Genomic DNA, 13681 nt, shown 5'->3' on the forward strand with positions numbered 1-13681 from the left:
GTTGCTCATGTGAGGCGCGGCGATCGCTCAGACCGGAATCTTCGTTTCATAATCGATTCCGATTGAACAGAGCAGCAGGCCGACGCCCATTGCGGCAAAACACATCAACGCGAGGAAATAGGAGCCGGTATATTGAACGATCGCGCCGATCGCAATCGGGATCACCATGCCGCCGATATTCCCGCCGAAGTTGAGCAGCCCGCCAAGCGTGCCCACCTTGTTGCGTGAGGCGAGCATCGCGGGGATCGACCAGTACAGACCGCCCCACCGCAGAAAAAAGAGCGTGATGGACAGCAGGATCACGACCATGGTGGGGCTCGTCGCATGCGCCACGGAAAACACCGCAATCGTGGCAACCACGCCGGCGATACCGAAGAACGTGCGCATGACGCGGTTCGGCGCGGCGCCGCTGGCGAGCCACTTGTCGGCGACGTAGGCCCCGGAGAGTTCACCGATGAAGCCGCAGAAGAAGATCACGAAGCTGGCGCCGCCCATCTGCTGAATGTTGAAGCCCTGAACTTTCTGCAAATAGGTGGGCATCCAGGTCAATAGACCGTAGTAAAGCGTCGTGCAACACATGAAGCCGACGAGCATCAGCAACACTGAGCGATACCTGAGGAAATCGAGCGAGTTGCCCGACAGGTTTTCGGCTTCCTTTTCATCTTCCTTGCGCCGGGCCCGTTCGATGTGTTCCGCTTCGGCTTCATTGACCCCGGCGTGATCGCGGGGTTGATTCTTGATGTAGTACCAGGCGCCTATGCCGCACAGGACCGTGCCGACGCCGGCGATCGCGAATGCTGTGCGCCATGAGTGCGCGACCACGATCAGCCAGGTGATCAGTATCGATCCAAGCGCTGCGCCGAGCGGCGAGCCACCGTCCATCAGCGATGCGCCACGCACCCGCTCATGCTGTGTGAGCCACATCGCATTGAGCGCGCCTCCCGCCGAGGCCACGGGCGCTTCTGCCACACCGAGTCCGAGCCTGGTCGCGAGCAAGGACATCGCGTTGGTCGTCAACGCTCCGAGACCCTGGAAGGCACCCCAGAGCAAAGTGCACAGCGCGAGGACCAGCCGCGGCTTGAAGCGGTCGACCGCCATGCCGCCTGGAATCTGCATCAGCGTGTATGACCAGAAGAACGAGCTCATGATGAGGCCCTGCATGACCGGCGTCAGCGTGAACTCGCTTGCGATCATCGGCATCGCGACGGACAGCGATGCACGATCGATGTAGTTGACCGTCACCAGCAGCAACATGATGAAGAAAATCTTCCAGCGAACCGATGTTTTCGGCTGGGCGTACGCCACGACCGCTGAAGGTGCTCCGCTCATGCCTGTTCTCCTGATGCGTTGTTTGAATGTCAGATACACGCCCGGCGCGTTGCGCATCGGTGATGTATGAACCGGCCACCTGCAACGCTGCAGGCGCCCGTTTCGTGCTGGTTGAAATTGAGTATAGGGGCGCGGACCTGAGTGGAGATAATCGAAAGTGACCCGCGCAGTCGATAGAAATCGGTGATCATGTGTGCTACAGCTCGTGCAGGTTTTTTCACGCGGCATCGCGATAGACGCAATGGTCGCCTCGATAGCGACCATTGGCATTGACGTCGTGACCGATGCAATAACGAGCGGTCGTGCTGTTTCGGCTGTTGTGACTTGCCCTGCTTGCAGAAGGGATGTCCCGCGAATAGACGTGTTATCCCTTCGCTCCGACAAAACGCGCCCGCGCCGGCTTCAACATGAACATCGCGAGCACGGCGGTGCTCAGATCGAGCACGATCGCGCATCCGAACACCGGCACCCAGCTGCCGGTGTGCTGGTGCAGCAGCGCGGCCAACGGGCCGCCGAAGATCGAGCCAATCCCGAACGAGATGTAAAGCCAGCCATAGTTCGCAGTGGCATAACGGGTACCAAACGTGTCGGTCAGGGTCGAAGGGAACAGCGAAAAAATCTCACCCCAGCCGAAGAACACCACGCCGGACAGCAGCACGAACAGAACCGCGTTATCGCGCGTCATTAGCCAGAGCGCCATTGCCACACCTTCCAGCGCGAAAGCGAAGCACATCGTGTTTTCGCGCCCCGCGCGATCCGATATCCAGCCGAATAGCGGACGGGTCAAACCGTTCGTGAAGCGGTCGATCGTCAGTGCCAGGGGCAACGCGGCGAGCCCGAAGACCAGTACCTTGCTGACGCCGAAGTCAGCGGCGAAGCTTGCCATCTGCGACGTGACCATGAGGCCTGACGTGGACATCATCGTCATCATCACGAACATCAGCCAGAAGAGCGGCGTCTTGAGCATCTCGGACGGGCGGTAGTCACGCGTCATGACCGCTGTCCGGGATGCTGCCGAGCCGATACTGTCCGCCGCGGGCGGTACCCGCAGGCCCTGCGACGCGAGCAGGCCGATCAAGGCGAAGATGATGCCGTACAGCCACAGCGTGGATTCGACGCCGCGCGTTGCCAGCGATGCAGAGATCGGAAAGGTGGTGACAATGGCGCCCATGCCGTAGCCTGCTGCCGCTACACCAGCGGCGAAGCCGCGCCGATCGGGAAACCAGCGAACCACGAACCCGACTACACCGACGTAGACGATGCCGGTACCGAGACCCCCGATCACGCCATACGTGAGGTACAGCATCGACGTACTGTGCGCATACGAAGCCAACACCCAGCTCACGCCTGCCAGCACCGTACCGATCGAGATCAGCATGCGCGGCCCGAAACGATCAATCAGCGCACCCTGGAACGGTGAAAAGAATGCCTGCAGCAGCACCAGCAGCGAGAATGTCACTTGCAGTTCCGGCAGCGCGATGCCGAGCTTAGCCATGAGCGGCTTGGTCATCAGAGTCCACACATATTGCGGACTCGAAATCGTCATCATGCAGACAAGACCGAGTCCGAGCTGGATCCAGCGGGTATGCGCGGTTGTTTGCGCGCTGGGCGAGGCGGTGCCTGCCAGTGATTGCGTGCGGGTGTTCAAGGTGCTTCTCCGTTTGGACTGCGGTATCGGCAGACGGACGGACGTGCGCCGTCCTTGCCGTCGGCGCTAACGCTCGCGGGTCGTCGATTCAAAAGGGTGCGGGCGCAGCGGCCGCCCGCGGTTTAGCCGTCGCGCCTACCAGCCGGCCGCGGCCCCGTCGCTACGCGGGTCGTAGCCTGCTTCCAGACATCCGTTGCCGTGCCGGACGATTGCGCCGGCGTGGCCCATTGCTTCGTCGTATGGCCGCATCTGCTCGACGTCATGGCCGAGACGACGCAGCGTGTTGAATGTGTCGACGGGAAACCGCGCCTCCAGCTTGAGCGACTCATTGGTTTGCCCCCAGGTCCGACCCAGCAGCCAGCGAGGTGCATCGATAGCGGCTTGCGGATTCCAACCGAAGTGCGCGATCCGCGAAAACACGGCGCTTTGCGATTGCGGCTGGCCGTCGCCGCCCATGTTTCCATACACCATCGTGCGTCCATCGGCGAAACGCGCGAGCGCCGGATTCAGCGTGTGAAATGGCCGTCGCCCAGGCGTAAGTGGATTGCGCGCGGAGGGATCGAGCGAGAAGCTACAGCCGCGGTTTTGCCAGTTGATGCCCGAATCGGGAAGCACAAGGCCGCTGCCGAACTCGTGATAGATGCTCTGAATGAAGCTGACGGCCACGCCATCGGCGTCGATCACGCCGAGCCACACTGTGTCGGCCGGTCCGAGACCACGACCCCACGGCGCTGCCGCAGACATCGAAATCCGCTCGGCCATCGAGTCGAGCACGGGCGGCGCGAGCAGCGCTTGTGGATCGATCTCCATGTAGTCCGGGTCGGTGATGTGCTTGTCGCGGATGGCGAACGCGAGCTTGGTCGCCTCCACGCACGCGTGGACGTACTCGGGCCCGAGCGGATCCATATCGTCGCGCAAGACACGGTCGAGCACACCGAGAATCTGCAGCGATACAAGCCCTTGAGTGGGCGGCGGCATGTTGTAGACCGTGCCGAGCGAATGCGTGAGTGCCAGTGGCTTGCGAAGCTGTGCGCGATGCTGTTCAAGGTCCGCTAGCGACAGTGGACTTTCAAGGGCACGCAGGTCGGCCGCGATACTGCGAGCGAGGTCGCCCCGGTAGAAGTCGTCGAGACCCGCGTGGGCGAGATGCTCGAGCGTCGCGGCGAGGCGGGGCTGCACAAAGCGCTCGCCGACGGCCGGAATGCCCAGCGGGTCGTCGCTCGTCAGAAACGTCTCGGCGAACCCCGCGACTGATTCGAGTTCGTGCCGCTTGAACGCGATGCATTCGGACTGACTCCGCGTGACCGGAATACCGGTTCCTGCGTAGGCGATTGCGTCTTCGAGCAGGCGCGCGACCGGGAGCTTGCCGCCGAGTGTGTCAGTCGACCAGCGATGCGCCAGCGACCAGCCCGACACTGTTCCGGCCACCGTATTCGCCGCCAGCGGGCCGCGGAACGGGATGGATTGCAGGCCGCGTGCGCGGTAGGCGTCGATCGTCGCCGCCGATGCCGCCGCTCCACACGCCTCGATGCCGACGGGCTCTGCGCCCGGCCGCGAAATCAACCAGAAGCCGTCGCCGCCGATGCTGTTCATATGCGGATACACCGCTGCGATGGTCGCCGCGGCGGCAATCATCGCCTCGACGGCATTGCCTCCGTCACGCAGGATCGCGAGCGCGCTTTGCGACGCCAGCGCATGGGGTGTAACTGCCATCCCGCGGATACCCCGCACAGGATTTAAAGATTCTGCTGACATATTTCCTCAAACAATCAATCGATCGATCATCGCTACCCCGACCAGCCGCGACGGGTTCGCATGATCACGTGATACTTGCTACACACAGCGAAGCTGGCATCAGCGAGAAGCAATCGCGATGTTCCAGCCGGTTCTACCTTCCACCCACTCGGCGAGCGTCAGCAGCGCGGCATCGTGCTGACTCGCACCTGGTTGACGCTTGTGAAGCGCCTGTCATTGGGGCACGTAATTGTGGGTTTCGTTGCTTGTCGGCGAAATTTATGTGCAAACTGCAATATTTGAAATATCCACATTGGTTTGATTCGCACAAAGCGTGCCACCGTGCGGAAACCCCTATATACAAGGGCGAATCGAGTACTTCCGGAGGGAAACGAGCACACTGCCGTGTTCTGTAAACGTGCAGATACGCGCAATGAAGGTGCATCGGGCGCAACCAAATCGGCGGCGCACCGCCTCTGTGCGAAACGCCGACGTTCGGCGGCGAAAGGCCGCTGCAAGACATTCATGATTGGGAATCGGTGCGAGAGCCGCCTTCAGAATTGAAGTCCCGTGCCAATGCGATCGCATCAGAACGTCTATGTTGCGGCTTATGGCGCGTTGGATTCAGCGCGTTGCGAGTTCGATCTGGTCGCCGTGTTGGCGATGGAGATGCGGAAGGAGGTGTCGCTTCGACCGCCGCTTGAAATGCCGTGGCGTCAGGGGGAGGCCGGAAAACGCCGCTTTCCCCAGAAGCCAGCGAGTGCTTTGCGCGTAGCGGCGCCTCTGCCCGACGATATTGCCGGAACGGCCGCTACGTCTGCGTGTGTCAGGAGAGTACGACGCGTTCGGGGTTGGGAACCCTCGCATGCGTCGTTTTCATCCTGGTCACGTTTTGTATGGCTATTGCACACTGATCCTGTTCGCTGAAGAATCGGATGCAGCTTTCGCACGAGAGAAATCAGGAGACTGTGGGTGTGACGGTCGATTCCCTTTGTCGACGGCCGAACATCCAGGAAATGACCGCCGACACGACCAGCGTACCGCTAACGAAGTAAAGTCCGAGCGAGTAGTCGCCGCTGATTTCGCGGAGCCGGCCGATGACCATTGGGCCGATCGTACCGCCGATCAGACTGCCCATCGCATTGATCAAGGCGATGCCCGCTGCTGCAGCCGATCCCGAGAGGAACTGCGTAGGCATGCTCCACAGCGGGGGCTTCGCAGCGTTGATGCCGAAATTTGCGACCGACAGTCCGATGATCAGGAGCAGCGCGGACGATGCATACCCGGCAAGCAGCATTCCTGCGCCGGCGGCCAGACATGCGATCGACACATGCAATCTGCGTTCGCCGGTGCGGTCGGAGTTTTTTGCCCAGAGCACCATGCCGACGACGGCGACGACATTGGGAATTGCGTTGACGAGCCCGAGTTCGAAATAGCTGAAGCCGAAGTGGCTAATGATCATCGGCGCCCAAATGCCGATCGCGTACAGACCGGTCGAGGTGCCCGCATAAACCAGTGCGAGGGCGAGCACTCGCGGATCCTTCGTGGCCGCCCACACACTGGATGCCGCGTTCGTCGCCCTGGCGGCGCGCTCCCGGTCCATCTCGAGCGTGAGCCACTCGCGCTCGTCGGTATCGAGCCAGCGTGCATCTTCAGGCTTGTCGGTCAGGAAGAAGAACGCGATCACGCCGAGCGCGATGGTCGGCAGCGCTTCGAGAATGAAGAGCCACTGCCAGCCATGAATTTGGGCAATGCCGTCCATGCCCATGATGGCGCCGGAGATCGGCGAGCCGATCATGTTGGACAACGGCGCGGCGGTCATGAAGATCGCCGTCACGAGCGCTCGATGCCGGGCCGGAAACCAGTAGCTCAGGTACAGAATGATGCCGGGGAAGAACCCGGCCTCCGCCAGCCCCAGCAAGAACCGCAGCACATAGAAGCTATAAGGACCGCTGACGCTCGCGGTCCCAGCGGAGAGGGCTCCCCACACGACCATGAGAAACGCAATCCACCGCCGTGCGCCGACGCGCTGAAGCGCGAGATTCGACGGCATGCCGAACACGATGTAGCCGACGAAAAAGATTCCCGCGCCGAAGCCGAACATCGCTGGCGTGAGTCCGATGTCGTGATTCATCGTCAGGCCGGCGAAGCCGACATTGACGCGATTCAGGAAGCTCACGAAATAGAGCGCGACGATGAATGGCACGATGCGCCATGTAATCTTCTTGACTGTGCGCGTTTCTGGCGCATGCGCATGGGGCACGGCAGGGCGTTCGGATGGCTGGGGCATGACGGTCTCCCGCCGGCGCGTTCCACGCGCCGGTCTCGTTATCAGGTTGAAATGCGCGTCGCTCGATTACGACATGCTGCGTTGTTGGGCGGGAAGATCGATGCGTGCCCACGGATTGGCTGCCCAATGCCGCTTTTCAAACGTGTCAATCTCGTCGGATTGCTGCAGGGTCATCTGAACCATGTCGAGACCGTCCATGAACATGCGTTTTTGCCTCGACGGGATCGAGAACGAATGGCGCTCGCCCGAGGAGCTCACGACCACTTCGTTCTCGACGTCGATCGATAACTGTTTGGTGTCCGTATGAGCGAGTTGGGCCACGAGTGCATCGACTATCTCCGGCGCGAGCGTCACGAGCAGCAGGCGATTGTTGCCGGCGTTGAAGTAGAAGATCTCGCCGTAGCTCGGAGCGATGACCGCTTCGATGCCGGCTTGTTGCAGTCCCCACACGGCATGTTCGCGGCTCGACCCACAGCCGAAATTCGAGCCGGCGATCAGAATGCGTGCGTCGCGGTATTCCGGGCGATTCAGTACGAACGTCTCGCGCGGCTGACCGCGCTCATCGTAGCGCAGGTCGTAAAGCAGTCCACGCGCAAGCCCCGACTTGTCGATGCCGAACAGGAACTGCTTCGGCATGATCTGGTCGGTATCGAGATTGTTGATCGGCAACGGCGCTGCGATGCCCTGAATAAGACGGCGATCAGCCATGTACAAGCTCCTTGCGAATGTCGACGATATGACCCGCGATCGCCGCGGCAGCGGCCATTGCGGGACTCATCAGGTGGGTCTTGCTGCCGCGGCCCTGGCGGCCTTCGAAGTTGCGATTGGTCGTCGAAGCACAGCGCTCGCCCGGTGCGAGGACGTCGTCGTTCATCGCGAGGCACATCGAACAGCCGGGCTGGCGCCATTCGAAGCCTGCATCGATCAGGATCTGGGCAACGCCTTCGCGTTCGGCCTGGTCGCGGACCATGCCGGAACCGGGAACGACCATGGCGCGAACCGATGCCGCGACCTTGCGTCCCCGCACCATGGCCGCTGCCGCTCGCAGGTCTTCAATGCGCGCATTCGTGCACGAGCCAATGAACACACGATCGATCGGCGTGCCCTCGATGCTTGCGCCGGCCGGCAGCGCGATGTAGTCGAGGGCCTTGCGTGCGGTTGCCGCGTCGATTCCGGTTGCCGTGTCGACCTCGGGAATGTGTCCGTCGACGGGAATGGCCTGGTCTGGACTCGTGCCCCACGTAACGTAAGGCGCGATTTGCGATGCATCGACATGATGTTCGACATCGAAGACAGCATTCGGGTCCGAGCGCAGCGAGCGCCATGCGGCCGTCGCGGTTTCGAGTGTCGCTGTATCGAGGTCGCGCACGCGGGCCCGCACGTAGTCGATCGTGGTGTCGTCCGGTGCAATCAACGCAGCGCGTGCGCCGGCCTCGACCGTCATGTTGCACAGGGTCATGCGCGCCTCGGCAGAAAGCGAAGCGATCGTTGATCCCGCATATTCGAGCGCGAAGCCGCGTGCGCCCTGTGCGCCGATACGGGCAATGATATGCAGGACCAGGTCCTTCGACGTGGTGCCGGGGGGCAGCGCTCCGTCGACGGTGATCCGCATGTCATGCGCCACGCGATAGACGAGCGTTTGCGTCGCGAGTACATGTTCGACTTCGGAGGTGCCGATCCCGAAACCGAGTGCGCCGAGCGCACCGTAAGTCGTGGTGTGGCTGTCGCCGCATAGTACGACCATGCCGGGCCGGATCAGTCCGATTTCCGGTGCGACGACGTGCTCGATCCCCTGTGCCGGATCGTTCACGTCGAATAGGTGGATGCCTTGCGTCACGCAGTTGCGTGTGAAATTCGCGGCTTGCTTTGATGCGTCGACGATGTCGATCGTGCGGGCGGCAACCGGTACCGCGCGCGTCGGGATGACGTGGTCGACAATGCCCATTTGCTGCCGTGGCCGGCGCACGAGGAGGTCTTTCTCAGCGAGTCCGGCGAACGCCTGCGGACTCGTGTATTCGTTCATGATGTGCAGGTCCGCATACAGCAGCACATGCTGCTCGTCGACGCGGTCGACCGTATGTGATGCGACGAGCTTTTGATAGAAGGTGTGCGGCATGGACTCCTCTGGCCGGTTGAATCTGAAACGTGGGGCGCGGTCATGATGGACCGATGGGCATGAGTCTAATCCGCCAACTCCGGTATAGAATTCAGTAAAATCTAAACTACTCTTAAATTTTATTTATCAATGGACGCGGTTTCGGACCTCGAGTTTTTCGTCGAACTAGTCAAACACGGCAGCCTGTCGGCGCTCGCGCGGGACGTCGGGGTCACGCCGCCCGCGGTGAGCGCGCGTCTTGCGCAGATCGAGCGGCGCCTCGGTGTGAGGTTGCTGAACCGCACGACGCGGCGGCTCAGCATGACGCACGAGGGCGAGCAATACCTGACAACAGGGTCGAAGCTACTGTCTGCGTTACAGGAACTCGACCGGACCATTTCGAGCAGCAGGGCGACGCCAAAGGGGCTGCTACGCGTCAATGCAACGTTCGGCTTTGGCCGCCGTCACATCGCCCCGGCTATTGCAGCGTTTCATCGCCAGTATCCCGACGTCGAGGTACAGCTTGAGTTGACGGATCGGCCGTTGAATCTCGCCGAAGCGGCATTCGACGTCGGCGTCCGGTTCGGCGAGATTCCGGATTCAAGGTTGATCGCACGCAAGGTCGCGACAAACCGACGCATGATATGCGCGTCGCCGATCTATCTGCGCGCGAAAGGCGAACCCGACACGCCGCGCGATCTGCAGCGGCATCAATGCATCGTACTCAGAGAAAGCGACACGGCCTACGGCACCTGGCATTTCACCAAAGGGAAGCGCCACGAAACGGTCAAGGTGCACGGCGTGCTAAGCAGCAATGACGGCGAGGCGACGCTCGTCTGGGCGCTTGACGGACAGGGCATCCTGATGCGTTCGGAGTGGGATGCGACCACCTATCTGCAGTCTGGCCGTCTCAAGCAATTGCTGCCCGATTGGTCGTTGCCGCCGGCGGACATCTATGCGGTGTATCCAGAGCGGCTCAATCTGACGGCGAAGGTGACGGCGTTCGTCGAGTTTCTCGAAGGCTTTCTCGGGAAGGGGCCGGGGGCGGGCTGAGAGGGCGAAAAGGCAGGTGGTTTTTCACTCGCCTGCGATTCGCACCGCAACCATAGCAGGCGACGGGCTATTCAGCATCGATCCGCTTGCTGCACCGTCATCGTGCGCGCTTGCCCCATTCGTGCGCAATGCGGCATGCCCGTGCCGTCAGTCAAGCGCTCGACTTGTCTGCACGTCCCGGGAGTTACATACGATGGTATGTTTCGTGCACGAAACGCGTAAAATTCAAATGTTGTAGTGTGCAACTGAATTAGAATAGCTGAATGGGAGAACAGCATGTCGAAGGCGCCCTATCCAAGACTGGAGCATTTGAATTTCCGCCTCGACGTACTAAGCGAGCTGGCCAAGGGCGTGGCGTCCGGCCTCTACGAAGCCGCATGTGATGTCACTCTGCGCGACCTTCGCGTGCTGCGTTTCGTCGATATGCAGCCGGGTATCTCCCTCGGCCCGCTGATCGAGCTGACATACCTTGAAAAGACGCTGGTTTCAAAGCTGGTCACCACGCTGGCTAACCGCGGCTTGCTGACGCGCTCTACCGGCACGACGGACGCACGTGTCATCAACCTGCACTTGACCAGGAAGGGCAAGACGATTGTGCGCAAGTGCGATCGGATCGGCAAGAGCTTCGACGAGCAACTCATGTCCGTTCTGTCAGCGGAGGAAAAGCGAGTGCTTTTTCAGTGCGTGGACAAGCTGACGGAACACGTTGAGGAGGGCGGTGAATGGACGCTCCCGCCGACACGACGCAAGCGCACAGCCTGAATCATTTTTGTCATCTGTTGCGCGCAACGCTGCAGTCGTTCGTCTTGCCACACGAGGCTCATGCGCGCTTGGCCAGATAGGCATCGACCAACGCGACGAGCCGTTCTCGCCCGAAGCTAACGTCGTGTCCCGCGTGCACGACCTGCACGGGCAATTCGCGCAAGCGCTTCATCGTGCGCACGTAGGTTGGGATATCGGCGCCGCCGATTTCATCCAGGAGCGGGCCATCGTAGATCGCATCGCCGGAGAACAGGGTGCCGGACGCCGCCTCCCATAGACCGATGCTGCCCGGTGAGTGGCCTGGCAGATGCAGTACCTCGAAATGCCGGTTGCCGAGGTCGACGATATTCCCTTCTTTGACGATTTCCGTGACGGTTGCCGCCCGTATCTTGTAGTCGGACATCACGTACTCCGCGCTGGGCAGGGCCGTGATCAAGTCGCCGTCGAACGGATAGCCCGCTTCACGGTACCGGCGTATCGCGTTCTCGCCCAATACCGATGCCAGCAGCGTGCCGCGCTCGCGCGGCGAACGCAGGTTATCGGCCTCCAACTCGTGGACCAGCGTATGCGCAAACTCGTGATGTCCGCCGACATGATCCGAGTGCGTATGCGTCGCAACGGCCGTCACGTTGTTTTGCAAGAGATGCTGGGCCGCCTCACGCAGACTGGCGATGCCCATCCCGGTATCGATCATCAGGTCGCGGTCGCGGCCGCGTACGTGCCAGATATTGCAGCGCATCAGCGGCACGACATGAGGCTCCCACAGCAGGGTGATTTCGTCACTGATACGTTTTGACTCGAACCATCGGTCGGCAATCGGCAGCATGGTCATCCGGGGTCGGTAGCGTTAAAACGCTACTCTGACACACTCTGCTGCGCCGATCTAGAGCCGCTTGCCAGTGTTCTCCGTCGCACGCTGCTCTTGCGACGCGGCGACGGCGATCCGTGCCAGCGCGCCGAGTCGCTCGACGGCTTGTTCCAGGTCGCTGGTCCACCGGTAGCCGGCGTTCAATCGCAGGCAATCGTCGTAGGCACCGCCCTGGCCGAACAGATGTCCTGGGGCAAAACCGATGCCCTCGGCGCGTGCCTGCTCAAACATAGGGCGCGTGCTGACGCGAAGGTGGCTGGTGGCGGGCAACTTTAGCCAGAGAACGAATCCCCCGCGTGGGTCGCTCAATTCCGTGCCTTCGGGAAAGTGGCGGAGGACGGCATCGCGTAGTGCACTCTGCTGCTCCTGCAGCGCACTTTTGAGCCGTCTCAGGTGCAAAGCAAAACCACCACTGGAGAGCATCCCGGCGACTGCGGTCTGCTGCAATTCGGCCGTGGCCATGCTGGTGGTGTACTTCAGTGCCCGAACTTTTTCGCTAAATTTTCCCGCCGCAATCCAGCCAAGGCGCAAGCCGGGACACAGACTCTTCGAGAAGCCGCCGCATAGAAGCACATTGCCGGACGTATCGAAGGCCCGTGCCGGACGCGGCCGCAGTTCGTCATAGCAGACGTCTCCGAAAATATCGTCCTCGATCAGAGGGATGTTGCGCGCTTGTAGCATCTCCACGAGCGCCGCCTTGTCCGCATCTGACGCGATGCTACCAACCGGATTGTTGGCGTTTGCGATCGTCACGACCGCATTGATACGCGTTTCATCGAGCGCACTTTTCAGCGCGTCGAGATCCATCCCGGTGCCGGTTCGGCACGGGATCGGCAAGACCCGAAGGTCAAGGGCGCCCAACATTTGCAGCAACACGAAATAAGTCGGCGACTCGACTGCCACGACATCGCCGGGGCGCGTCACGGCCCTGAGCGCAAGATTCAGCGCTTCGATGCAGCCGTTGGTGACGACCAGTTCGTCAGGGGCGAGTTCGCAACGATACTGCATCGCCTGACGAGCGATCTCTCGCAGCAGGTCAGGATGTCCCGCCCCCCGCGCATGTGCACCAACCAGGTCCGGTTGCTGGTACGCGCGGCGGCGCAGCAGGACGCTCAGCCTGTCGACCGGATACAGCGACGGCTCCCCGACAGCGAGGTCCAGACGAACCGCACAGGGAGCCCCTACCATCGCTAGGTGATCACGGGCCTGGGCATCGAGTTCTGGAGGCGGGTTGGGCCATGCTGTTGCGCGCGCGGGGCACGAGGGCTCCGGTCGCCTGGCGACAAAATAACCGGATCGGGGGCGAGCCTCGATATGACCCTGCGTTTCCAGCCAGCGCAGGGCCTGCATTGCGGTTGTGAGGCTCACGTTGTGCTGGACTGCCAGCGTACGCACGGACGGTATGCGACTGCCTTCGCACAGTCCCGCATGGACGATTCCCTCCCACAATTGCTGAGCGAGTCGTTTATATCGTGGCAAAACGGATTCAGCTGCCTGCATGGTGTTCAGTTCAACGCTGTGAATCTGTTATCTAACAGATTCACCTTTGCTGTGTATTGGCTCAACACGATCGGAATGCCAACATCGCCGGTCTTTGAAGGAAATGCGATGAGCCCTGCAATCCGCGACGACTTCCGCAGCGACACCGTTACCCGACCCAGCGCTCCAATGCGTGCCGCAATGGCAGCGGCCGAAGTCGGTGACGACGCTTACGGAGACGATCCGACCGTCAATCGGCTGGAAGCGACAGTCTGCGACATGCTCGGCAAGGAATCTGCCCTGTTCGTGTCGTCGGGCACGCAGGCGAATCTTATCGCACTCATGTCGCATTGCGAGCGCGGCGACGAGTATATCGTCTGCGTTTTCCGGTCATCTGGCGGCACACGGGTATTGAGCTGCGCT

General features: G+C 61.4%; 10 protein-coding genes and 1 pseudogene. 3 read left to right on the top strand and 8 right to left on the bottom strand.

The genetic code is table 11. The features are described 5' to 3' along the window. Positions 1-27 precede the first annotated feature (27 nt). The 6 genes from FVF58_RS29100 to leuC all read right to left on the bottom strand — a co-directional run bounded on the left by FVF58_RS29100 (position 28) and on the right by leuC (position 9117). Positions 28-1329, bottom strand: coding sequence for an MFS transporter (locus tag FVF58_RS29100; protein ID WP_149673237.1), 1302 nt, complete (start codon positions 1327-1329; stop codon positions 28-30). Positions 1330-1693: 364 nt separating this feature from the next. Continuing rightward, positions 1694-2977 carry an oxalate/formate MFS antiporter gene (gene oxlT / locus FVF58_RS29105; RefSeq protein WP_149673238.1) on the bottom strand — a complete coding sequence of 428 codons (1284 nt, stop codon included), beginning with the start codon at positions 2975-2977 and terminating at the stop codon, positions 1694-1696. 135 nt (positions 2978-3112) lie between these two features. After that, positions 3113-4690 (bottom strand): gamma-glutamyltransferase family protein, encoded by a 1578-nt coding sequence (locus FVF58_RS29110; RefSeq protein WP_425468980.1) that lies wholly within the window; start codon positions 4688-4690, stop codon positions 3113-3115. A gap of 979 nt (positions 4691-5669) precedes the next feature. Continuing rightward, positions 5670-7001: an MFS transporter gene (locus tag FVF58_RS29115; protein ID WP_149673240.1), complete on the bottom strand. Its 1332-nt coding sequence runs from the start codon at positions 6999-7001 to the stop codon at positions 5670-5672. Between the two features lie 66 nt (positions 7002-7067). Next, positions 7068-7709 carry a 3-isopropylmalate dehydratase small subunit gene (leuD, locus tag FVF58_RS29120; RefSeq protein ID WP_149673241.1) on the bottom strand — a complete coding sequence of 214 codons (642 nt, stop codon included), beginning with the start codon at positions 7707-7709 and terminating at the stop codon, positions 7068-7070. Continuing rightward, positions 7702-9117: a 3-isopropylmalate dehydratase large subunit gene (leuC, locus tag FVF58_RS29125; RefSeq protein WP_149673242.1), complete on the bottom strand. Its 1416-nt coding sequence runs from the start codon at positions 9115-9117 to the stop codon at positions 7702-7704. Before leuC ends, leuD begins: the two co-directional genes overlap by 8 nt. 129 nt (positions 9118-9246) lie before the next feature. Between leuC and FVF58_RS29130 the strand changes: the two genes are divergently transcribed. Together FVF58_RS29130 and FVF58_RS29135 are read left to right on the top strand one after the other, a co-directional pair. Beyond that, on the top strand, positions 9247-10149 hold the full coding sequence (locus FVF58_RS29130; protein ID WP_149673243.1) for a LysR family transcriptional regulator: 903 nt from the start codon (positions 9247-9249) through the stop codon (positions 10147-10149). 276 nt (positions 10150-10425) lie between these two features. Then, the gene (locus tag FVF58_RS29135; RefSeq protein ID WP_149673244.1) at positions 10426-10911 is read left to right on the top strand and encodes a MarR family winged helix-turn-helix transcriptional regulator; all 486 of its coding nucleotides are present in this window, start codon (positions 10426-10428) and stop codon (positions 10909-10911) included. A gap of 58 nt (positions 10912-10969) precedes the next feature. On the opposite strand, the gene FVF58_RS29140 is transcribed toward FVF58_RS29135, so the two are convergent. Together FVF58_RS29140 and FVF58_RS29145 are read right to left on the bottom strand one after the other, a co-directional pair. After that, on the bottom strand, positions 10970-11737 hold the full coding sequence (locus tag FVF58_RS29140) for an MBL fold metallo-hydrolase (RefSeq protein WP_149673245.1): 768 nt from the start codon (positions 11735-11737) through the stop codon (positions 10970-10972). A 57-nt stretch (positions 11738-11794) separates the two neighbouring features. Next, complete coding sequence (locus FVF58_RS29145) at positions 11795-13279, bottom strand: aminotransferase-like domain-containing protein (RefSeq protein WP_149673246.1); 1485 nt, start codon at positions 13277-13279, stop codon at positions 11795-11797. Between the two features lie 108 nt (positions 13280-13387). Here FVF58_RS29145 and FVF58_RS29150 point away from each other — a divergent pair. Continuing rightward, positions 13388-13636 (top strand): annotated as a pseudogene (locus FVF58_RS29150) (beta-eliminating lyase-related protein); the annotation flags it as partial. Positions 13637-13681: the final 45 nt, after the last annotated feature.

The sequence above is a fragment of the Paraburkholderia panacisoli genome, assembly GCF_008369935.1.
Lineage (GTDB): Bacteria > Pseudomonadota > Gammaproteobacteria > Burkholderiales > Burkholderiaceae > Paraburkholderia > Paraburkholderia panacisoli.

Bases quoted from the DNA above. Each gene is read 5' to 3' on its own strand.
- FVF58_RS29145 (WP_149673246.1), bottom strand. From the start codon at position 13,279: ATGCAGGCAGCTGAATCCGTTTTGCCACGATATAAACGACTCGCTCAG.
- FVF58_RS29140 (WP_149673245.1), bottom strand. From the start codon at position 11,737: ATGCTGCCGATTGCCGACCGATGGTTCGAGTCAAAACGTATCAGTGAC.
- FVF58_RS29130 (WP_149673243.1), top strand. From the start codon at position 9,247: ATGGACGCGGTTTCGGACCTCGAGTTTTTCGTCGAACTAGTCAAACAC.
- FVF58_RS29135 (WP_149673244.1), top strand. From the start codon at position 10,426: ATGTCGAAGGCGCCCTATCCAAGACTGGAGCATTTGAATTTCCGCCTC.
- FVF58_RS29110 (WP_425468980.1), bottom strand. From the start codon at position 4,690: ATGGCAGTTACACCCCATGCGCTGGCGTCGCAAAGCGCGCTCGCGATC.
- leuC (WP_149673242.1), bottom strand. From the start codon at position 9,117: ATGCCGCACACCTTCTATCAAAAGCTCGTCGCATCACATACGGTCGAC.
- FVF58_RS29115 (WP_149673240.1), bottom strand. From the start codon at position 7,001: ATGCCCCAGCCATCCGAACGCCCTGCCGTGCCCCATGCGCATGCGCCA.
- leuD (WP_149673241.1), bottom strand. From the start codon at position 7,709: ATGGCTGATCGCCGTCTTATTCAGGGCATCGCAGCGCCGTTGCCGATC.
- FVF58_RS29100 (WP_149673237.1), bottom strand. From the start codon at position 1,329: ATGAGCGGAGCACCTTCAGCGGTCGTGGCGTACGCCCAGCCGAAAACA.